18 protein-coding genes are annotated in these 19568 nt (G+C 65.2%); 10 read left to right on the top strand and 8 right to left on the bottom strand.

All coding sequences use genetic code 11. The features are described from left to right. Positions 1 to 122: 122 nt before the first annotated feature. Complete coding sequence (locus tag ACIPVK_RS11555) at positions 123 to 731, bottom strand: hypothetical protein (protein WP_407612120.1); 609 nt, start codon at positions 729 to 731, stop codon at positions 123 to 125. Positions 732 to 871: 140 nt separating this feature from the next. Here ACIPVK_RS11555 and ACIPVK_RS11560 point away from each other — a divergent pair, with 140 nt between their 5' ends. Both ACIPVK_RS11560 and ACIPVK_RS11565 read left to right on the top strand, forming a co-directional pair. Continuing rightward, positions 872 to 1885 carry an NAD-dependent epimerase/dehydratase family protein gene (locus tag ACIPVK_RS11560; protein ID WP_407612121.1) on the top strand — a complete coding sequence of 338 codons (1014 nt, stop codon included), beginning with the start codon at positions 872 to 874 and terminating at the stop codon, positions 1883 to 1885. 226 nt (positions 1886 to 2111) lie between these two features. Beyond that, positions 2112 to 3776 carry an ATP-binding cassette domain-containing protein gene (locus ACIPVK_RS11565; protein WP_407612122.1) on the top strand — a complete coding sequence of 555 codons (1665 nt, stop codon included), beginning with the start codon at positions 2112 to 2114 and terminating at the stop codon, positions 3774 to 3776. On the opposite strand, the gene ACIPVK_RS11570 is transcribed toward ACIPVK_RS11565, so the two are convergent. Both ACIPVK_RS11570 and ACIPVK_RS11575 read right to left on the bottom strand, forming a co-directional pair. Then, complete coding sequence (locus tag ACIPVK_RS11570; protein WP_407612123.1) at positions 3757 to 4191, bottom strand: hypothetical protein; 435 nt, start codon at positions 4189 to 4191, stop codon at positions 3757 to 3759. The two genes, ACIPVK_RS11565 and ACIPVK_RS11570, sit on opposite strands and share 20 nt — an antisense overlap. Positions 4192 to 4393: 202 nt before the next feature. Continuing rightward, positions 4394 to 5281: a serine protein kinase RIO gene (locus ACIPVK_RS11575; protein ID WP_407612124.1), complete on the bottom strand. Its 888-nt coding sequence runs from the start codon at positions 5279 to 5281 to the stop codon at positions 4394 to 4396. A gap of 448 nt (positions 5282 to 5729) precedes the next feature. On the opposite strand from ACIPVK_RS11575, the gene ACIPVK_RS11580 reads away from it, so the two are divergent. Continuing rightward, complete coding sequence (locus ACIPVK_RS11580) at positions 5730 to 6356, top strand: hypothetical protein (RefSeq protein ID WP_407612125.1); 627 nt, start codon at positions 5730 to 5732, stop codon at positions 6354 to 6356. 15 nt (positions 6357 to 6371) lie between these two features. Here ACIPVK_RS11580 and ACIPVK_RS11585 read toward each other — a convergent pair whose 3' ends face one another. Beyond that, positions 6372 to 6812: a PaaI family thioesterase gene (locus tag ACIPVK_RS11585; protein ID WP_407612126.1), complete on the bottom strand. Its 441-nt coding sequence runs from the start codon at positions 6810 to 6812 to the stop codon at positions 6372 to 6374. A gap of 113 nt (positions 6813 to 6925) precedes the next feature. On the opposite strand from ACIPVK_RS11585, the gene paaZ reads away from it, so the two are divergent. The 5 genes from paaZ to ACIPVK_RS11610 all read left to right on the top strand — a co-directional run bounded on the left by paaZ (position 6926) and on the right by ACIPVK_RS11610 (position 13139). Further along, positions 6926 to 9052: a phenylacetic acid degradation bifunctional protein PaaZ gene (gene paaZ, locus ACIPVK_RS11590; RefSeq protein WP_407612127.1), complete on the top strand. Its 2127-nt coding sequence runs from the start codon at positions 6926 to 6928 to the stop codon at positions 9050 to 9052. Between the two features lie 231 nt (positions 9053 to 9283). After that, on the top strand, positions 9284 to 10501 hold the full coding sequence (locus tag ACIPVK_RS11595) for a phosphotransferase (RefSeq protein WP_407612128.1): 1218 nt from the start codon (positions 9284 to 9286) through the stop codon (positions 10499 to 10501). 141 nt (positions 10502 to 10642) lie between these two features. After that, the gene (locus ACIPVK_RS11600) at positions 10643 to 11029 is read left to right on the top strand and encodes a hypothetical protein (protein ID WP_407612129.1); all 387 of its coding nucleotides are present in this window, start codon (positions 10643 to 10645) and stop codon (positions 11027 to 11029) included. Between the two features lie 216 nt (positions 11030 to 11245). Next, positions 11246 to 11743 (top strand): ASCH domain-containing protein, encoded by a 498-nt coding sequence (locus ACIPVK_RS11605; protein WP_407612153.1) that lies wholly within the window; start codon positions 11246 to 11248, stop codon positions 11741 to 11743. Positions 11744 to 12248: 505 nt separating this feature from the next. Continuing rightward, entirely contained in the window at positions 12249 to 13139 is an 891-nt protein-coding gene (locus ACIPVK_RS11610; protein ID WP_407612130.1) for a hypothetical protein, read from the top strand. A 135-nt stretch (positions 13140 to 13274) separates the two neighbouring features. Here the strand turns inward: ACIPVK_RS11610 and ACIPVK_RS11615 are convergent, their stop codons facing one another. The 3 genes from ACIPVK_RS11615 to ACIPVK_RS11625 are packed head-to-tail and all read right to left on the bottom strand — an operon-like array spanning position 13275 to position 15832. Continuing rightward, entirely contained in the window at positions 13275 to 13943 is a 669-nt protein-coding gene (locus ACIPVK_RS11615; protein ID WP_407612131.1) for a response regulator transcription factor, read from the bottom strand. Further along, positions 13921 to 15435 (bottom strand): sensor histidine kinase, encoded by a 1515-nt coding sequence (locus ACIPVK_RS11620; RefSeq protein WP_407612132.1) that lies wholly within the window; start codon positions 15433 to 15435, stop codon positions 13921 to 13923. The genes ACIPVK_RS11615 and ACIPVK_RS11620 overlap by 23 nt, the downstream gene beginning before the upstream one ends. Then, entirely contained in the window at positions 15428 to 15832 is a 405-nt protein-coding gene (locus ACIPVK_RS11625; RefSeq protein ID WP_407612133.1) for a hypothetical protein, read from the bottom strand. The genes ACIPVK_RS11620 and ACIPVK_RS11625 overlap by 8 nt, the downstream gene beginning before the upstream one ends. A 351-nt stretch (positions 15833 to 16183) precedes the next feature. On the opposite strand from ACIPVK_RS11625, the gene ACIPVK_RS11630 reads away from it, so the two are divergent. Then, positions 16184 to 16864, top strand: coding sequence for an SGNH/GDSL hydrolase family protein (locus ACIPVK_RS11630; RefSeq protein ID WP_407612134.1), 681 nt, complete (start codon positions 16184 to 16186; stop codon positions 16862 to 16864). An 85-nt stretch (positions 16865 to 16949) separates the two neighbouring features. On the opposite strand, the gene ACIPVK_RS11635 is transcribed toward ACIPVK_RS11630, so the two are convergent. Further along, positions 16950 to 18626, bottom strand: a complete 1677-nt coding sequence (locus ACIPVK_RS11635) for a thiamine pyrophosphate-dependent enzyme (RefSeq protein WP_407612135.1) — start codon at positions 18624 to 18626, stop codon at positions 16950 to 16952. Between the two features lie 280 nt (positions 18627 to 18906). Here ACIPVK_RS11635 and ACIPVK_RS11640 point away from each other — a divergent pair, with 280 nt between their 5' ends. Beyond that, positions 18907 to 19485, top strand: a complete 579-nt coding sequence (locus tag ACIPVK_RS11640) for a GNAT family N-acetyltransferase (protein ID WP_407612136.1) — start codon at positions 18907 to 18909, stop codon at positions 19483 to 19485. Positions 19486 to 19568 lie beyond the last annotated feature (83 nt).

The following is a 19568-nucleotide window of genomic DNA, read 5'->3' on the forward strand; positions in this document are numbered from 1 at the left end:
TTTCGCGTCACACTTCGCAAAGTTACATTTTCCCGGCGGCCGGTTGGCCGTGGCCGGACAGGGTGTGCGCGCAGCTCGGAATCCGCGGACGCGGGGCCCTTGGCCGCCTCGAAACGCGAACGTCAGTTCCCGGCGGGCGGGTCCTGCTCCGCCGAGGTGAAGACCACGGCGCTCAACTCCATGTCGGTTTCCGGGTTGATGACGACCCGGATCTGCCGCACGTGCCGGTTATTCGGTGTGCCAAAGCCAAATCCGAAGGGGCCGCCGGGAAAACAATCCGACGATTGGCCGCCGCCGAGCGTTCGTCCCTCGGCGTCGTAGGCCTCAAAACTCAGATTCACGCTCGTTGCACACGTCATTTCCACGACGATCGAGTCGCCTGAATGCTTTTCGGATAATTCGAAGCGCGTACTCTGAGAGAACCGTTCGGCCAGCACCAAGCGTTCACTGCCCGGCACCGCGTAGTCGATGGGATGTTTCCCCTGTTGCAGTTGATTGGCAATCGAGTACTCGTGCAACGCGCGGGTCCGTTGCTCCAACCCGTCGGCGGTACTTGTCTGCAACGGCAAATCCGGCACTTTTGGAGATGCGGCTCCGGAAGGCGGGAGAACGGATCCAGCCGGACTGGACGACGTCGTCGGATCCAGCGGTGGGGCATCAAGGGGCACACAGGCCGTCAGCATGAGTCCCAGACCCGCGAGCCCGACCAATATTCCTGAAATTCGTTTCATGACCTGAGCCTATGCAATGGAACCCGGTGCCGGGGAGTACCGCGGATAACAATCCGAACGGCTTCGGATTCGGCCGCGGGCCGCCTACGCCGAGCGAGAATTCCCTTGTGCCGACGTAGGGGCAGCCGTTGACTCAAGGAATGAGTAAAATTCTGCTGCTCGGCGGCACGGGCTGGCTGGGAAGAACACTGGGCCTCCTTGCCTTGGAAGGAAGACACCAGGTCACGGCATTGGCGCGGGGGACCGAGGCGTTTGCCCAGGGCGTTGACGCGGTCGTTGCGGATCGCGACTCTCCCGATGCCTACGCCGGGGTGGAGGACCAGATCTGGGATCTGGTGGTCGAACTGACTTCGTCGCCGAGATTTTGCCGTGAAGCCCTCCACCGGCTCGGCGGGAACGCGCGGAATTGGGTGTTCGTTTCCTCCTGCTCGGTGTACGCCGAACAATCCGTGCCGGGCGCCGACGAGACCGCCGAGGTCCTCGATCCGCTCGATCCAGGCGACGGGGAGGCCGAGGCGGACTATGGACGGGCCAAGTCCGCGTGCGAGGTACTTAGCATGCAGGCCCGCGGCGGCAGGGCCCTGGTGGTCCGCCCGGGACTAATCGGCGGCCCGGGAGACCCCAGCGGACGCAGCAACTACTGGCCGCTGCGTTTTGCCGAGTCGCGGGACCCCGTCCTGGTTCCGGCCGACCCGGAGGGGCGGCAGTGGGTGCAGATCATCGACGTGCGCGACCTTGCCGCGTTCATACTTGAGTCCGGCTTGACGGGGCACCACGGATTCGTCAATGCCGTGGGCGTGCAACACACGCTCGGCCAGGCCTTGCGCCTGGCCCGGGAAGCCGCTGGGGCCGCGAGTTCTGCAGCGAATCCGGAAGCGGACCACGAGCTCGTTGAATACGATGCAGCACGGATGGAAGCGGATCGGGTGGCTCCCTGGGCAGGTCCCAGGTCGTTGCCGCTGGTGCTGCCGGCCGGCTCCGGGTATGCCGGGTTTGCGCGCCGCTCGGACACCCGATCCCTGGCGATGGGGCTGCGCCGCAGGAGCCTTCGCGAGAGTTTTGAAGACATCGTGCGCTCGGACGATGGAAGCGGGACCGGTTCGCTGCGCTCGGGACTCGGTGCCGAGGAGGAATCCGAGCTGATCGCCGGCTAAGGACGTTGGGCGCCGCACCTGGCCATGCGGACCGCCATTTGACAGCATGCGTTCCCCGGCCGCAGGATTGAAAGGTCCCATTGTCGACGTCAGGACCACGACGTGTTGCCAGTTCTCGCCTTCGCCTAATCGCGCCAAGGAAATCTCCATGACCTCCACCCCCGCACGGGGCAGCTCGAGGCCGTGATGAAATTTCGGCGCATCCTTCGTCGAAACGAGAACCACCATGCAACACCCAACCCCCATCGTCATTGACCGCCTGGGTTTTTCCTGGCCCGATGGCGGAACGGTCTTTGACGAGGTCTCAACCACGTTCTCCCGTGGGACCACGGGCCTGATCGGACCCAACGGATCGGGCAAGTCCACGCTTTTGCGCCTTGTCGCCGGCGAACTCAAACCCACCCGCGGCACGGTCCATACCGAAGCCCGGCCTTCCTATCTGGCGCAGGACATCGTCTTGGACACCACTCGAAGTGTCGCAAGCCTGATGGGCATCGCGGGCACCCTGGCTGCGCTGCACCGGATCCTGGACAACACCGCCGAGGACCTGGCGCGGGACATGGAGATTGTCGGGGCCGACTGGGACCTCGAGGAGCGCTCCGCCGCACTGCTTGACGGATACCTGAATGCGGAGATCACCCCGGCATTCCTGAAGCGCACAGTGGGCACGCTCTCGGGTGGTGAAACCATGGCCGTTGCGCTTGCAGGCATCGAAATGCGCGGCGGCGGGATCACCATCCTGGACGAGCCGACCAACAACCTGGACCGCGATGCCCGCCACCGCCTCTACGACATGGTGGAGCGCTTTTCCGGGACCATGCTGGTTTCCACCCACGACAAGACGCTGTTGAAGATGGTCGATTCCCTGGCCGAGCTGCGCCCGGTGAACGTGCGGGCCTTGCGTGCCGAGAAAATGGACCTGGTGCGCTTTGGGGATTGGGGCTCCCGGCAGGAAACCCTGGGGCACGAACGCGAAAGTGCCGCCAGGAGGCTCGGCGATGCGCGCCGCAAGCTGGCGGTGGAACAGCGGCAGAGCCGCGAGGCCGAAACCAAGATCGCCCGGCGCTCCAAACAGGGGCAAAAGGCCGCCGAATCCATGCCGAAGATCCTGGCCAATTCGCTGCGCAACAAGGCCGAGGTTTCCGCGGCGAAGAATCGCGGCATCATGAAATCGCATGAGGCGGACGCCCGTACGGAATTGGCGCAGGCCCGCAACGCGTTGCCCGTCGAACAGCGGATCGGGATCGAGTTGCCCCGGACCCGCGTTCCCGCCGGACGCAGCGTGGTTGAATTTCCGGTCGCCGAAATCGCCCGCGGAATAGTGCTCGAGGGCGGTGAACCCTTGGACGGGGACGCGGTGCTGGGCATCAGGGGACCGGAACGCATTGCCCTGATCGGGGGAAACGGGGTTGGCAAGACGACCATGCTCGGCCAGCTTCAGGCCCGGTCCCGGATGCCTGTCGGGTTCCTGCGGCAGCGACTTGCGTCAGCGGCAGGAGAGGACTGGGAGGGGCTCAACGACGGGATGAGCATGTTGGAGAACCTCCGCCTTTCGGCTCCGGGCGTGGAGCCGGGGTTCCTGCGCGAACAACTGGCCGCCTTCCATTTCCGGGGCGGCCGGGTCGATGAACCGGTAGCCCAGCTCTCGGGAGGGGAGAGGTTCCGGGTGGCGCTGGCGATGATTCTGCTGGCCGACCCCGCCCCGCAATTGCTGCTGCTCGACGAGCCGACCAACAATCTGGACATGGTCACGGTCGAGCAGCTGCTATCGGCCCTTGAATCTTTTGGCGGCGCCATGGTTGTGGCCAGCCACGACGAGGAGTTCCTCGCCGCGCTGGCCACGGATCGCCAGTGGGAGATGAAGCGCGCGGCTACGTTGCCGGGCGCATGACCTTCCTGGTGCCCGGAACATGTGCCGGGGCGTGGGCGACCGAGCGGGCGCCGATTTCCGCCAGCGCGATGATGGCGAAGGCGTTGACCCCGTGAAGCGCCCCGACCCAAGGCAGAGTGGCCAGGAAGGCCACGAAGGCCAGTGTGATTTGCACCGCGACGGCCAGCAGGAGCCACAGGGCCCACTTCAGCCCGGCGTGGGCCAGCAATGCGATGACCACCAGAGCCAGCACCAGCAGCGGAATCACCATCATCCCGATCGTGCCATGCATCTCCGCGGTCCACGGCCGTTCCGCCGGCACTACCCCGTTCTGTAAGTCAGGGATCAGCCCAAACATCGACCACGCGATCAGTGCCGCCTGAACCACAACAGCGGCGGCAATGATGTGCGCAACAACCTTATATGCGGTACGCAACTTGAATATCCTTTCTGGGAATTGCTCAAGGTACCGAAAATGACGGCCAGCAATGGCCACGTGGCCGCTTTCTTGCGGGAAAGGTGCGAGATTGATCTTGTCGTATGGGCGGCCCAAGCAGTTTTGTGGGCCAACCATAGCCCCGCTGCCGAGCCGATACCAGCACAGTCGATGTACCAATTGCTCCCGCGGCGCTTATGGCCTACCAGGCCTCGGCGATGAGCTCGGCCAGGAGTTCTTCGCCGTCCACCTCCAAGCCCCGGGAGCGGAACCAAAGGCTGATGTTCTGGCAGTCGCGTCGAAGATAATCGATGCCTCCTTCGTTTCCTGCAAGATCGACAAATTGCGGCAGGTCAATAACCACGAGCCGTTCACCGGCGGCCAAGACGTTGTAGGGCGAGAGGTCGCCGTGGGCAAAACCCAGCCGGGCAAAGACCTTCATGGCCCACACCATTTGCTCCCAGTAGTGTTCCAGTCGCTCGGAATCGGGATGGACGTGCTGCAGTCGCGGAGCTGCCGCGCCCGGGGACTCCGGGTCTTCTATGAATTCCATGAGGATCTCGGTGCCCATGATCTGCACCGGGTACGGGACCGGCGCACCGGCCTCGAAACACAAACGCAGGTATTGCCATTCGGAGTTTGCCCACCGCGAGGCCTCAACGAGCCGCCCATAGGTGCTGCCGTTCTTCAGCGCACGGGCGTCGCGCGAGCGCTTCACGCTGCGGCCCTGGGTGTAGGTGGAGGACCTGGTGAAGGTGCGTTGCTCCGGAGACCGATAGCGCTTGGCCGCCAACAAGGATCGATGCTCGGTGGTGGCCCGCTCGATGAGGAAGACATCGGCTTCCTTGCCGGTCTTCAGGACGCCGAGTTCGGTGTCGATGGCCGCGGCATCCTCGATGACGAACTCGGGATAGGGCAGCGGGCCGCGCATGAGTTTCTCGGTCGCCGGCCACGTTGACCAGCGTTGGGATTCGGTGAGTTGGTCGTCGAGGTAGTTCCAGTCCTCCTCGCGATCTGCGGGCCTGGTCCTGCCGGGGGAGAGGCGTGGTTCAAAGGTGTCTGAAAAGCTGTTTTCTACGTAATTCTTCATTGCTGGAGTAACTCCTGTGGGAAGGAAATATCGGTTCCGGGGTCATCGTCGGGACACTCATCGGATTCCTCCTTCGGTAGTTACTGGCGTTGGTTCACCAAGCACACCATAGTCATTGGTGGTTGTCAATCACTTCCAGTTTGCGCACGTTTGGCGGGCAGGCGGATCGACCGCCATGGCGATAAGCGCTCGGTGCTTGCGGGATGCCGGAAAAGGTCGCCAAGGTAGGGCGCGGATCGACCGGTGTCGCTGAAGCGGTCGCGCGGGGACCGCCGAGCGTGCTCCTGTTGCGGTCACGGGAGACCTGTTCGCGGGGGTGCGGCTCCGGTCCCGGATCGCACTGTTCCATGTCGGACGCGGCGAGACATCCGGGTGTTCACCGCGCAGGCGGTCGCCTCGAGACAGGAGATTGCTTGTCAGTCGGGACATTGCACCCTATGCTCCGATCATGGCCTGGATACCGCGACGATCGACTCGTGCTTTTGCCGGCGCCGGAGCAGCACTGGTGCTGGGCGGGGCGGCGCTCTGGGGTGTCAGTTCGGCAACCGCCCGCTCCGGGGTCGAGGTGCTCGTGGGCGCCACTCCCTTCGAATGCGTGGAGCCGGGAGCCGTCACCACGAACGACTTGCAGCTGGGCAGTGACGACGGTGTGACCTTGACCCTCCCTGCCCTGAACGTCACGAGAAACATGGACTGCAGGTTCACTTTCATCGTGCACAACACCAGCAACGTCGACGTCAAGGTGAAGTCCTTGGACATCCAGCTCGCCGGCCCCGGCAACGGAACCGGTGTCCGGATCGGAACGCTCGAGTTCAACGACAACACGTTTCGAGCGCTGGACAATCAGGAGGCCGACGCCCGCTTCGAGATCAACGATTCGCTGCCCGCCGGTGAAGCCGCGCGCGTCACCGCGATGGTTGGTTCCATGCCTGGCTGTCTGGGCGCCGGGGGCAGCCAGAGCATGGTCAACAGCCCGAGCCTCAGGATCTCCGCACTCGGGTTCGGCGGGGACGTTTCGCCCCGCGGCCCGGTCTACTCGCTGATGGGAACCGCGGAATCAAGCTGCGAGAGCTGACGGGGGTACGCGGGCCTATTTCCTGATGTCGATGATCAGGTTGGTGATCCGCAGGGTGCAGAGGCGCTCGCCGGCTTCGTTCTCGATGACGACCTGGTGGCTGGCCATGCGGCGGCCCAGGCTGATGGGCGTCGCGGTGATCGTGATCAAGCCGCTGCGCGCACCCTTGTGGTGCGTTGCCGAGACGTCGACGCCCACGGCCGACTTGCCCATGGTCGAGGCGTGCTTCACCGCGGCCCACGAGCCAACGGCCTCGCCCACGGCCAGCGATGCGCCACCGTGCAGCAGGCCGAAGGACTGGCGGTTGCCCTCCACCGGCATGGTCGCCACGACCTTCTCGACCGACTCCTCGATGATCTTGACGCCCATCTTGAGATCAAGCTCGCCCAAGGCAATCTGCCAGACTCCGTCGATGGACGTTTCCGGTGTGGGCGCGGTGGGGCGCTGTGCGCTCATGCTGCAATTCTCCTGAATGTCGGGGCTGTGTGACGCCCGAGGCTCGTGGTGTTCTTCCCCATACTGTACTGTGGTTGCTAATACTGACCGATCGTTCAGGAAGGATTTCGTCGATGACGACAACTCCCATGGCTCCACTCGTTCCCAGCTTCATCCAAAACTCGTGGTGGACCCCGTCCGAGCCGGTCGGCGGCACGCCCGTGCGCGATGCCAACACCGGCGCTCCGCTGGCCACGGTCAACAGCGACGGGATGGACCTGGCCGCCGTCGTCGAGTACGGACGAACCGTGGGCCAGGCCGAGCTCGGCAAGCTCACCCTGCACGAGCGCGCCCTGAAGCTCAAGGAACTTGCCACATTCCTCAACGACCACCGCGAGGTGCTTTACGAGATCTCCTACCAAACCGGTGCGACCAAGATCGACTCGATGGTGGACATCGACGGCGGCATCGGCGTGCTGTTCACCTTCTCCTCCAAGGGACGGCGCGAACTGCCGAATTCCAATGTCATCCTCGACGGGCCCATGGAAGTGCTTTCGCGCGACGGCTCCTTCGCCGGCGAACACATCTACACCCGCATCCCCGGCGTTGCGGCACAGATCAATGCCTTCAACTTCCCGGTCTGGGGCATGCTGGAGAAGTTCGCCCCCGCCTTCATCGCCGGCGTTCCGACCATCGCCAAGCCGGCAACCCCCACCGGCTACGTGGCGGAGGCCATGGTGCGCCTGATGGTCGATTCCGGCATCCTGCCCGCCGGCTCCATCCAGCTCATTTCCGGTTCCGCGCGCACCCTGTTGGACGTGCTGGACTACCGCGACATGCTTTCCTTCACCGGCTCGGCCTCCACCGCCTCCTCGCTGAAGTCCCACAAGAACGTCATCGACGGGGGAGTGCGCTTCACGGCCGAGACCGACTCGCTCAACGCCGCGATCCTGGGTCCGGACGCCGTTCCCGGAACCCCGGAATTCGAGGCCTTCGTCAAGGCGGTCACCACGGAGATGACCTCTAAGGCGGGGCAGAAGTGCACCGCCATCCGGCGCAACATCGTGCCCGCCGCACTCGTTGCAGACGTGGTCAAGGCGGTGGGCGCGCGCATCGACGAGCGCGTGGTCATCGGCGACCCGCGTGCAGAGGGCGTCACCATGGGGGCCCTGGCTTCCCTGGAACAGCTGCGCGACGTGCGCGCGGCCGTCGAAGAGATGATCGCCGCCGGCGGCGAAATCGCCTACGGCACCCTGGATGCGCCGGTGGTCCGCACCACCGGCGGCGAGGAGAAGACAGTCGATGCCGGGGCCTTCATGTCCCCACTGCTGCTCACCTGGGACGACGTGGACAACCAGGCCGTGCACAGCCGCGAGGCCTTCGGCCCCGTGTCCTCGGTGATCGGCTATTCCGACCTCGGCGACGCCATCCGCCTCGCGGCCATGGGATCGGGATCCCTAGTGGCCACGGTGTGCACCAACGACCCCGAGACCGCGCGCGTCCTGACCACCGGCATCGCCTCGCACCACGGCCGGGTCCACATGCTCAACCGCGAGACTGCACGCAGTTCCACCGGCCACGGCTCCCCGGTTCCGCACCTGGTCCACGGTGGACCGGGCCGCGCCGGCGGCGGCGAGGAACTCGGCGGCATCCGCTCGGTGAAGCACCACATGCAGCGCACCGCCATCCAGGGCTCGCCGAACATGCTCACCGCCGTCACCGGAATCTGGCACACCGGTGCCGACCGCGTGGTTGCCGGCGCCGCGGAGTTCGGCGCCGTCGAGGGCGCGATCCACCCGTTCCGCAAGTCGCTGGCCGAGCTGAGGATCGGCGACGCCTTCGCCTCGCCTCTGCGCGAGGTCACGCTGGCCGAGATCACCGCGTTCGCCAACGAAACCGGCGACACCTTCTACGCCCACACCGACCGTGCCGCGGCCGAGGCCAACCCGTTCTTCCCCGGCATCGTGGCCCACGGGTACCTGTTGGTCTCCTGGGCCGCGGGACTTTTCGTCCAGCCCGCCCCGGGCCCGGTCCTTGCGAACTACGGACTGGAGAACCTGCGCTTCATCACCCCGGTGCCGGACGGGGACTCGATCCGGGTCACGTTGACCGCCAAGAAGATCACCCCGCGCGTCACCGACGAGTACGGGGAAGTCGCCTGGGATGCTGTCATCAACAACCAGGACGGCGAGATCGTGGCCACCTACGACGTGCTGACGCTGGTGGAAAAGGAAAACACCACCTACGCGAACTGGGCCTAACCTCCCGCCCCTGGCAACACCGATGGCCGACCGCCCGATTACCGACACCGGGATGCGGGCGGTCGGCCGTTCGGATTCTCCCGGGCCCCGGTCCGGCAGCGGGACGCGCCCGTGGGGGAGATCCGTGGCCCCCGGAGCACCGGATGTGAGAAGGTTGCGGGCAAAGGGACACAGCGCGCCGGTGCGCGCAGGCCGGCGCAACCTGGCGAGCGTTTGAGGAATGAGGGTTCGATGAATTCACCGGTGCTTCGGGATGCCGACGCCTGGACCGAGCGGGAACAGCTGGATTTCTTCGAGTCTGCAGAGTTCGCCGGCATCCTGGTGGAAGTCGTTCGGCCGATGGGCATCGAGCAGGCCCGGGTCTCCCTGTCGGAGCTGCACCACCGGCCCGGGGCCGGGGTGTCCGGTGTCTTTGAGGCAACCGACGGATCGACCACCCTCTACCTGGGGGCCACCGCGGAGAAACTGGAGAAGGTCCCCGCCGGTGCCGTGCGCCTGGACAGCGGGCGGGGCACCGTCGTCGTTTGGCTGCATCCGGCCGACCCGCTGCTGCCGGGATTGCGGTTGGCGACCACACCGGAGCTGGTCGAGCAAAGTTGGGGCGGTGGCCGTGCGCTGGAGGAGTTGCGCACCTTGGCCTATCGCCCGCTGCGGCGGGCCGTTTTGCTTGCGCGCTTCGGGGACGGCAACCAGTTGTTCCTCAAGGTGCTGAGGAAAGACGCGCAACTCCTCCACGAAAAGCACCTGGCCCTGTTGCAGGCAGGGGTCCCCGCACCAACGCCGGCCGGCCCGCCCATCGACGGAGTGCTCGCGTTTCACCGGGCCGAGGGCGTGCCGTTGGCCGAAGACCTGATGCACGCCCCGGACCTGCCGCTGGACCCGCACCGGATCATTGGGCTCCTTGATTCGTTGCCGCATACGCTCATGGACGTTCCGGCACGGCCGGCATGGTCGGACCGCCTGGGCTGGTACGGGCACGCCGCCCAGACCGCCATGCCGGACCAAGCCGAAAACATCGGGGCACTGATCCAACACCTGGCCCGGATCCTGGAAACCTCCCCACGCGGTGAGCTGGTTCCCAGCCACGGGGACTTCTACGAGGCAAACATCTTCGTCACCGACGGGACCATCACCGGCTTGCTGGACATTGATTCAGCCGGCCCCGGGTATCTCGTTGACGATCTGGCGTGTTTTCTTGGCCACCTGGCCGTCCTCCCGGGGCTGGACCCGCGGTATGAACGGGTCGGCGGCTATCTGGAGCGCTATGCCCAGGCCTTTGAAGCGGAACTGGGCAACCGCGGGGTATCGGCCAACGGGCTGTACGCCCGGGCCGCGTGCGTCGTCCTGTCGTTGGTGGCCGGTGCGCGGGATGAATCCAATCCCGACTGGAGATCCGTGGCCATGGACCGCTTGCGGCGGGTCGAGGAATTGCTGGGCAAGGCGACGTAGGAATTCGCCCCGATGGGCGGGTAAACGAGGTGACGGCATAAAGATGAGAAGGTTCTCATCCTGTTCTCCTCTTCGACTCACATTCAGTGGCCATGCTGGAAGCAGAACAACAGCAGAACAACGAACGAGGGGTAAGAAACCATGAAGAAGTCACGCACATTTTGGTCCATCACCGGCGCGCTGGGCGTAGTTGCCATCGGAGCCAGTGTTGCAGTTGCCCAGCCGGCCCTCCCGATCAACGAGACCGCGACGAAGCACGGAATCTCCTCCGCGGAGCGGGTGGCCGACTCGGCACAGGCCTCGGCCAGCGTGGCCGACTCGGCACCTTCCGCGGCCTCCGCAGTGTCCGCCAAGTCCGCTGTCTCGCCGGTGTCGGCTAAGTCGGCTGTCTCGCCGGTGTCGGCTAGGTCGGCTGTCTCACCGGTTTCCGCGAAGTCGGCGGTCTCGCCGGTTTCGGCCAAGTCCGCCGTGTCCCCGGTGTCACCGATGTCGCCGCAGTCCGCACCGTCGGCTTCAAGCGCCAGCTAGAACGCACTCGTAGTTACCCCGGTGGGTTGCGCTTCCCGTGGGGAACCGCAACCCACCGCTTTCTTCGTGTCCGGAACGGCGGTCTCAGCACACTGCAACCCATTGCATAGGTCCTAGTCAAAGCCTCGGGAGTCCGTGGAAGTGACATGGCATACTGTTGGTGTGAATCCAGAATCTGACAACGCCCGGCCGTTGGATCGGGTCTCCGCGACCCGAATGTGGGACGAGTACTCAATCGCTCATCCGGAGCCAGTGCGCCAATGCCCGGAGTACACGGTCGAGCGTTTCGGGGACTCGGCGGTTCTGGCCGACGCGCTCCTGGATGAAGTGATCCACGGCAGCAAGCGGGCCACGTCCACGCTGGCCCGGGAATTCCTTGACGACGGACAACCGCTTCCGCGCGTCGGTTCGCATTGGATCGCGTGTGACGGTGCGGGACTGCCCCGCGTCATCCTGAAAAGCGTGGAGTTGCGGATCGGCGCCTTTGACAGCGCCGACGCGGATTTTGCCAGGGACGAGGGCGAGGATGACCGGTCATTGGAAAGCTGGCGGCATGAGCACCGAAAATACTGGCAGCGCACCGAAGCCGCGCGGGGCCGCACCTGGAGCGAGGACGACGAGATCGTTTTCGAAAGGTTCTTGATCGTGTGGCCGCCGGCGTATGCAGGGCAGCGTCCCGGATCCCTGGAGGCGGATTCACCAACGGATCCGTGAATCCACCGGGCAACACGGCTCCAGGGCGATGCATATACGACGACTTCACCTGCCCGTTGTTCCCGATTCGACGTCGACACGTGCGGCATCCCCGAACGGTCCCGATGCCTGGCGGTGGTGGAAACCGGGAGCCCCTGACCGCGGTACCTCCGTCGGCGGCAGGGACAGGCCACGGAAGCGCGAGTCCGCGGTGGTGGCGCGCGGCTCCGCCCGGGAAATTTCCGCCGCCACAAGGCTTCCATGAACAGGCGGGACCCTGCCCCTGAACGGCCGGAACCTCAGGCCAGATGCGCCTTCACCGCAGGCATCAAACCGGGTAATTAAGGGGTGAGCCCACGTATTGCCGACGCGTTTTTCGCAGACGTATGCTTCGCACATCTGGGGGCGTAGCTTGTCTATCCGCGATCCGCGAAGGGGACTCCGGATGGAGTTCGTACTTGCTGGGAGTACGAACCGTCAGCTACCCGCCGGATACGGTTTCCTACTCGAAGATCAGAGGGATCTCATGAACAAGCTGTTTGCCATTCCCAGTGCAATTCTCCTCGCGGCCGCAACGCTGTGGGTCGCACCGGCAACCGCGGCTCCTCCGCCCGGTACCCAGCTCTCCGGAGCCATCTTCACCTCGGATTCTTCCGGAGTACCCGTCAACTTGAACATCTACGACGCGAAGGAAGATGTTTACCTCAACGGCGGGCCCGGAATCAACGCCCCCGATGACGCAGCGGGTCTGCCAGCCGGCACGTATTCTTTCCAAGTCACGGATCCTTCCGGAAAGGTCTTGCTCTCCTCCGACGGGGTTGAGTGTCGGCAGTTCTCCGTGAACGCCAGTGGCGTCATCCAGGACACGTCGCCGTCCGGCGCCTGCGCTCACGCCACGGGGCTGGACGGTGAAGACGGAGGAGCAACGGTCCAGTTGTTCCCCTACGCGGACACCCCCAACAACGGCGGGGTCTACAAGGTCTGGGTTACCCCGACCGACAAGTTGGACTGCGATGCCGCCGGCAACAAGAACTGCTTCGTTCCCCGGTACAGCAAGACCGACAACTTCAAGGTGCGTAGCGACATGATCGTCGAAATCGACGTGCGCTTCTGGAAGAACGGCGTGGCCATGGACGGCTACGCTGCCACTTGGGTGGACACCAACGGTGCCCACAACATCAAGTACTCCGAATGGAACCCGGCCGTGCTTGCCTTCCACGAGGCCCACTTCGAGGCAACGGAGCAGGGCACGCACTCGATCCGCGTGGCCAGCCAGCCCGGCTGCGCCATCGTGGCGGTCCAGGCACCAGACGGATCCTCCGCGAAGGTCAGGGGCGGAACCGCAACGGTTCCGGTCACGGTCGCGGACCACACCGAAGGGGACCACACCTACTTCGTGGACGTCAGCTGCAACTAGGGAAATACGCCGGTCTGGTGTCCGGAGCCGGACACCGGACAATTACCGGCAATGACCGGCAAGATGCGGGCCACGGTCAACGACCGTGGCCCGCACCGTGGAACGGCCGAGGGCCAGTCGCGCTCCGGCTAAAGGTCAGGAAGGGTCCTCGAAGCGGTATCCCATGCCGCGCACCGTGGTGAACCATTCCGCGCCCAGCTTGTTGCGCAGGTACCGCACATACACGTCGACGACGTTGGAGCCCGGGTCGAAGTCGTAGCCCCAGACGCGGGAGAGCAGCTGCTCGCGGCTGAGCACCTGCCCGGGGTTGCGCATGAAGGCCTCGGCCAACCCGAATTCCCTGGCAGAGAGGTCGATTTCGCGCCCGTGCAGGCGCGTGCGGCGGCTGCCGGAATCCAGTTCGAGCGGTCCCACGCGAATCACCTGGTCCTCGGGTGCGGCGGCCTGGGGACGCAGTCGCAGGCGCACCCTGGCAAGCAGCTCCTCGAAGCGGAAGGGCTTGGCCATGTAGTCATCGGCGCCGCCCTCGAGTCCCGCAACGGTGTCATCGACGCTTGAACGCGCCGTGAGGATGATGACGGGGGTGTCGACGTTGGTGGACCGGATGCGGGACAGGACCGAGAAGCCGTCCTCGTCGGGCAGTCCGAGGTCCAGGATGATCAACTCGAAGTCGCCGGTTTGGGCCAGGTAGCCGCCTTCCTTGCCGGTGTCGGCGACCGTCGGCGCGAAGCCCGAGGCCTTGAGCCCCTTGGCGACAAAGGAGCTGATGCGGTCCTCGTCCTCAATGATCAGTATCCGGCTCATCTTCTTCTCTTTCCAGGCAAGTGGGGATCTCAATGACGAAGGTCGAGCCAACGCCCACATCGGAGCTGACACCGACGCTCCCGCGGTGGGCCTCGGCGATCGCCGAGACGATGTTCAGTCCCAGGCCGGAGCCCTCGGTGCGTTTCGAATTGTGGCCCCGGCCAAAGCGCTCGAATATCCGGTCCTGGTCGGCAACGGCGATGCCGACGCCCTCGTCGCGGACCCAGAGACGCAGGACCTGCTCGTTGTCGGCTTCGGTCGTGATGTTGGTTCCCATGGTAATCGTGGACCCGTCGGCGGAGAACTTCACTGCGTTGGAGCACAATTGCAGCATCGCCTGGGTGATGCGCTGGGGATCGACATCCGCCGTGGCCTCCACGCGGTGACCGATCCTCCAGACGCGGTCGCCGAGCGGGCGCGCCTTGTCCAACAATTCATCGAGCAGCGTGCCGATGTTCGTGGCGACGGGCTGGACGAAATCGACCCTGTTGGAATTGGCCAGCGTGACCAGGTCGTTGATGAGGAACGACATCCGGTCCAGTTCCGCCAGCGCGATTTCCCGGGACTGGTTGACGTCCTCGGGGTCCAGCGGGTCCATGAGTTCGAGGTGCCCTTGCACGATGGTCACCGGCGTCCTGAGCTCATGGCCCACGTCGTCGAGGAGCTGGCGTTGGGAAACCATGGCGTTTTCCACGCGGTCCAGCATGGCGTTGACCGTGATCGTCAGTTCGGCGAGGTCGTCGCGCCCGACCACCTCGATGCGCTGGGACAAATCCGACTCGGAGATCTTCCGGGCGGTGTCGCGCAACAGGGCCACGGGGCGCAGGAACTTGCCCACCAGCAGCCAGCCGGACGCCCCGGCCACCAGCAGGATGACGAGGCCGACCAGCACGTACATCATGAAGCCGCGGTTCAGCGCCTGCTTTTCGGCGGTGTAGTCGTAGGCGAGGAAAAGGTGTGCCGGCGGTTGCGGCTGGGCAAGAGTCAAGGGAATGCTCACCACGCGGTAGGTGGCCTGGCTTGTCGGCACCGTTTGGAGCATGACTCTCTCGTCGGGTGCGTCGTTCACCGCCCAAGCGATGAACCCCGGGTCGTTTTCCGGGCGCATCTGCACGATTTCCGGGGCGGTCCACCGCACGCTGTCGTTCACCATGCTGAGCATTCCCTCGTGCCTGGCCGGCAGCGTCTGTTGCATGGCCGTGTACAGCAGGACCTCGGCCGTGAGCGGCTCGGCGGCCGTCGCCGAATCGGCACTGCGTGCGGCCAGCACCTGGAATTCCTGGACGCTGCGCTTGAGCGAGTCGTCGATGCGCGCATCCATGGTCTGGACCTGCAAGAGGTAGACCACTGTTCCGGTGACGGCGAAGGCCAAGGTGATCAAGCCGAGCATTCCGGCCAGGACCCGGGTGCGGACGGAGAACCCGCGGCGGGCATATTTTGTGCCCTCGGGTGCGTTTGCCAATTGCTGGGCGAATTCGGGAATTCTAATCATCGTCGTCATCCGACCCGTCATCGTCGTCGTCCGCATAGTCGTCATCGTCGTCGACTTCCGAAGGCGGCAGCGGCTTGACCGGTGCGGACTTGCTGGGCAGGACTGTCGGTTTCGGGGCGGGCTTGGGCGAGGGCTTGACGGTGGGCTTGGGGGAGGGCTTTGCCGGGGGCTTGGAAGATTCCGCGGGGGAGCTCGGTGTGGGCTTCGGGGAGGGGCTTGGTGCCACGGAGGAGGGCGACGGGCTGGCCGGCGCGGTCCCCTGCTCGACGTTGATCGCCGGGCCAAGGTTCACCGCGGGGGGAGCCGACAACCCCAGGGCCACCACGTAGGTCCCCAACCCCAGGGTCAAGAACACCGCCAGCCAGGCCACGATCTTGCCAGTTTTTCCCAATCCCATGACCACAAGTATGTCCGATGATGATGAGACCCAAATGAGAAGGGGTTCCAGACGGAATGGCAGGAGGCTAAATTTCCCGATGCTCGGCAATGGGTGGCCCGGAATCTGAAGGGGACCGTAGAGCATCCGCAGATCCGAACCGTCCCGCTTATTGACAGCGGCAGGGCCAAGGTCGACCCTGAAAGTTGGGGGTATCAAGGTATTCCGAGGCTATCGGAATGCAGGTTGGCTGGTGTGCAGGACTTGGGGACGGGCATCGCTATGAGCACTGTTGTTGGAGGAGAAAAAATTCGGCGCGGTTGGCTAAATGTGGTCCAAGCCGGACCCGCATTGGTCCAGGGTCGTCGCATCGTGAAAAACATACCGAGGCTGAAGGAAGCCGCCGGTCCGAAGTGGGGCTCGGTCGATGTTTGCGGCGAAGGCGGGCCACCCTGCCGGTTGCTGGTCATCGGGGAATCCACCGTTGCCGGGACGGGCGCTCCCACCCACGAACTCGCGCTGACCGGCCAGCTGGCGGTGGGGCTCTCGGCCCGGCGCCACCGGCCGGTGGCTTGGGAAGCGCAAGGGGCCAACGGGGCGACTCTGGTACGCATAGGAAGCGAGGTCCTGGGGCTGGTCCAGTATCCAGACCCGGACATTGTCGTCTTGGTTGCCGGTGCCAATGACGCCATGGCCGGGCGGACCCCGGCGCATTGGGGCGGGGACCTGCGCAGGATTCTGGCGGCCTTCCTTGATCCTGGCAGGCCCAGGGAAATCGTCGTCGCGGGGGTGCCGCCCTTCAGGTTCTTCCCTGCGCTGCCGGTGCCGTTGAACGAGTTCCTGGAACGCCGGGCGAGCCGCCTGGATGAAGTGTCGGCGCGGGTGTGCAGGGAACTGGGTCTTGCCTTCGTGTCTTTCGCCGATGATCCGCCGCTGGGGGAAGCCTACTTCGCTGCCGACCGTTTCCATCCCTCGGTGGCGGGCTACGGGCACTGGGCGAATTTTCTGCTCGATGCGCTGAACGAACCCCGGCCGGAACTCGCCTCGGCCTAGCGGCCATTCGTGAAAACAGCGGAGGCCTGTTTCCTGCCCCGAGGGGCGGAAACAGGCCTCCGCTGTTCGCTGTGTGGAAGCGGCCCTAGTAGGCCTTGACGCGCTGTTCGACGATGAGGTGGATGAGGGCGAACTGGCCCTTCTCGTCGATTGCCGTCAGTGCGGCCTGCAGGGCTGCCGGGATCTCGCTGTCGTTTTCGACACGCACGCCGAATCCGCCGAAAGCCTGGGCCATCAACGCGAAATCAGGGTTCTTGAGCTGGGTGCCGGAAACGCGTTCCGGGTAGTGGCGCTCCTGGTGCGTGCGGATGGTCCCGTATTCCTGGTTGTCCATCACGATGACCAGCGGGGTGGCACCGTACTGCGCGGCGGTCGCCAGCTCCTGGCCGTTCATCAGGAATTCCCCGTCGCCGGCAATGGTGACCACGCGGCGGCCCGGGAAGTTCAGCGACGCGGCAATGGCCGAGGGAACCGAGTAGCCCATGGAACCGTTGCGGGCCGAGATCATCGACGCGTATTCCTCGGTGGGGAAGTAGCGGTGTGCCCAGTTGGTGTGCTCGCCGGCGCCCAGGGTAATCATGGCGTCCTGCGGCAGGCCGGCGACCAGGTTGGCCATCATGGTGTCCATGCGGGCGGGGCCCTCGGTGGGGGTGGCAGCGGGAAGCGCCGCAAACTTTTCCTGTTCGGCGCGCATGCGGTCGGTGAAGGACTTCCATTCCGGCTTGCCGGCGAAGTCCATCATGACCAGGTCGCGCACGAAGACGTCGGGCTTGGACACGATCTGGTGGGAGACGGGGCCGGAGCGGCCGCGCAGGGACGGGTCGATGGTGACCAGGAAGTTCTTCTTGGACCAGTCCTGGCGCACCAGGAAGCCGTCGGTGATCACGTCGCCCGGGACGGTGCCGACGAAGATCAGCAGGTCGGTCTCCTCGAGCAGGTCGTAGGTGGGCTTCGGGCGGCCGTAGCCGATGGGGCCGACGTAGGAGGGGGAGCTGAAGGGGATGTTGCCCTCGCAGCGCCACTCGACCGCGGCGGCCAGGTGGTGCTCCTCGAGCCAGTTCGTCAGCGCGGTGGTGCCTTCCTGGGTCCAGTCGTTGCCGCCCAGGACGAACAGCGGCTTGGTGGATTCCTCGAGTGCTGCCTTGAGTTCCTTCCAGTCCGTCACCGTCATGCCGCCGGCGGCCACGGGGATGACCGGGTGGAGGGTGGGGTCGACCATTTCGCGGATGATGTCCTCGGGAAGCCCGACAACCACGGGACCGGGGCGTCCGCTCATGGCTGCAAACATGGCCTCGGCGACGATCTCCGAGGCGCGCTCGGCGTGGTCAAGGACCATGACGCGCTTGGCCCCGGTGTCGAACCAGCCCTTGATGTCGAACTCCTGGAAGGCCTCGCGGTCGCGGTGGGCGAAGGGGATCAGGCCGACGAAGAGCACCATCGGGGTCGAGTCCTGCCACGCGGTGTGCAGGCCGACGTGCGCGTTGGCGGCACCCGGGCCGCGGGTCACCATGGCGATGCCCGGGCGCTGGTGCATCTTGCCGTCGGCCTCGGCCATGTAGGCGGCGCCGCCCTCGTGGCGGCACACGACGGTCTCGATGGGGGAGTGGTGCAGGCCGTCCAAGACGTCGAGGTAGCTTTCCCCGGGGATCACATAGGTGCGTTCCACGCCGTGGGCAACCAGGGTGTCGACGATGATGTGGCCTGCCGACTTCTTGCTCGTGGCCGGGGATTCGGGGAGTGCTTCTAGGGTTTGGGCGCTCATGGCAATTGCTCCTTGTAGTCTCCGTGGTGGACGGGACATGTGTTGCTAAGTGGGCACTACGTTGTGCCCACCGAGGTCGAACGAAATCTCAAGTTTCAGCAAATGTACATGATGTCGGCCACTTGCCCGCAGTATTCACCGAAACGCTTCTGTCATATTGGGTTGTTGATCACAATGTCTTGTTTTTCGCCCGAATACCGGCAGCGGGCGTCGCCGGCCCGGCCCGGGTTTGACGAACCGCGCGACCCAGCGTTTGGCCGCCTGGCCTAGGGTGGGGAGCATGACTCCCCGCCCATCTTCCCGGCCGACGGCGTCTCTGCGACCCTGGACCGACTCCGCGGAAGACCTTGCATCGATTTTGGCGGCTTTTGGGGCCGACGACATGGCCGGCCAGGCCGGTGAACCCATGAATTCCGTGGCGGCGGCACGGCGCTGGGTGGCGCCGTGGATCGACCCGGACAACAAATCCGCCGTGGCCTTCGCCATCGAGAAGGACGGTGCAGCGGTCGGGCACGTCATGGCCAGCTCCATTGACTACCGCAACGAAACGGCGTGGGTCTCCTATTGGGTTGCTTCCTGCGCACGCGGTGCCGGGCTGGCATCGCATGCGACGGCGGCATTGGCCGAGCACTGTTTCGGGACGCTGGGCCTCTTCCGCCTCGAGCTGGCCTACAGGGTGAACAACCCCGGTTCGGCGGCGGTGGCAAGGAACGCAGGGTTCGTGGTCGAGGGACTGGAGCGGGCCAAGCTGCGCTATCTGGACGAGCACGGCCAGGCGGAACGCTTCGATGTCCAGACATGCGCCAGGCTGCGCAGCGATGGCCCGGCGCCGGCGATGCCGCTGGGGATCCGCCCATAGGGGGCCCACCGCGAAGCCGGCCGTGCCGGGGGAACGACAAGGGCCCGGAACCAAGGGTTCCGGGCCCTTTGTCACAGGGTGTG

Origin of the sequence: Paeniglutamicibacter sp. MACA_103 (genome assembly GCF_045798555.1) — a bacterium.
Taxonomy (GTDB): Bacteria; Actinomycetota; Actinomycetes; order Actinomycetales; family Micrococcaceae; genus Paeniglutamicibacter.

What these genes read in the sequence shown, in the direction of transcription:
- ACIPVK_RS11615 (WP_407612131.1), bottom strand. Translation starts at nt 13,943, where the DNA reads ATGAGCCGGATACTGATCATTGAGGACGAGGACCGCATCAGCTCCTTT.
- ACIPVK_RS11610 (WP_407612130.1), top strand. Translation starts at nt 12,249, where the DNA reads ATGAACAAGCTGTTTGCCATTCCCAGTGCAATTCTCCTCGCGGCCGCA.
- ACIPVK_RS11635 (WP_407612135.1), bottom strand. Translation starts at nt 18,626, where the DNA reads ATGAGCGCCCAAACCCTAGAAGCACTCCCCGAATCCCCGGCCACGAGC.
- ACIPVK_RS11555 (WP_407612120.1), bottom strand. Translation starts at nt 731, where the DNA reads ATGAAACGAATTTCAGGAATATTGGTCGGGCTCGCGGGTCTGGGACTC.
- ACIPVK_RS11600 (WP_407612129.1), top strand. Translation starts at nt 10,643, where the DNA reads ATGAAGAAGTCACGCACATTTTGGTCCATCACCGGCGCGCTGGGCGTA.
- ACIPVK_RS11620 (WP_407612132.1), bottom strand. Translation starts at nt 15,435, where the DNA reads ATGATTAGAATTCCCGAATTCGCCCAGCAATTGGCAAACGCACCCGAG.
- ACIPVK_RS11560 (WP_407612121.1), top strand. Translation starts at nt 872, where the DNA reads ATGAGTAAAATTCTGCTGCTCGGCGGCACGGGCTGGCTGGGAAGAACA.
- ACIPVK_RS11575 (WP_407612124.1), bottom strand. Translation starts at nt 5,281, where the DNA reads ATGAAGAATTACGTAGAAAACAGCTTTTCAGACACCTTTGAACCACGC.
- ACIPVK_RS11565 (WP_407612122.1), top strand. Translation starts at nt 2,112, where the DNA reads ATGCAACACCCAACCCCCATCGTCATTGACCGCCTGGGTTTTTCCTGG.
- paaZ (WP_407612127.1), top strand. Translation starts at nt 6,926, where the DNA reads ATGACGACAACTCCCATGGCTCCACTCGTTCCCAGCTTCATCCAAAAC.
- ACIPVK_RS11640 (WP_407612136.1), top strand. Translation starts at nt 18,907, where the DNA reads ATGACTCCCCGCCCATCTTCCCGGCCGACGGCGTCTCTGCGACCCTGG.
- ACIPVK_RS11585 (WP_407612126.1), bottom strand. Translation starts at nt 6,812, where the DNA reads ATGAGCGCACAGCGCCCCACCGCGCCCACACCGGAAACGTCCATCGAC.
- ACIPVK_RS11595 (WP_407612128.1), top strand. Translation starts at nt 9,284, where the DNA reads ATGAATTCACCGGTGCTTCGGGATGCCGACGCCTGGACCGAGCGGGAA.
- ACIPVK_RS11605 (WP_407612153.1), top strand. Translation starts at nt 11,246, where the DNA reads ATGTGGGACGAGTACTCAATCGCTCATCCGGAGCCAGTGCGCCAATGC.
- ACIPVK_RS11625 (WP_407612133.1), bottom strand. Translation starts at nt 15,832, where the DNA reads ATGGGATTGGGAAAAACTGGCAAGATCGTGGCCTGGCTGGCGGTGTTC.
- ACIPVK_RS11580 (WP_407612125.1), top strand. Translation starts at nt 5,730, where the DNA reads ATGGCCTGGATACCGCGACGATCGACTCGTGCTTTTGCCGGCGCCGGA.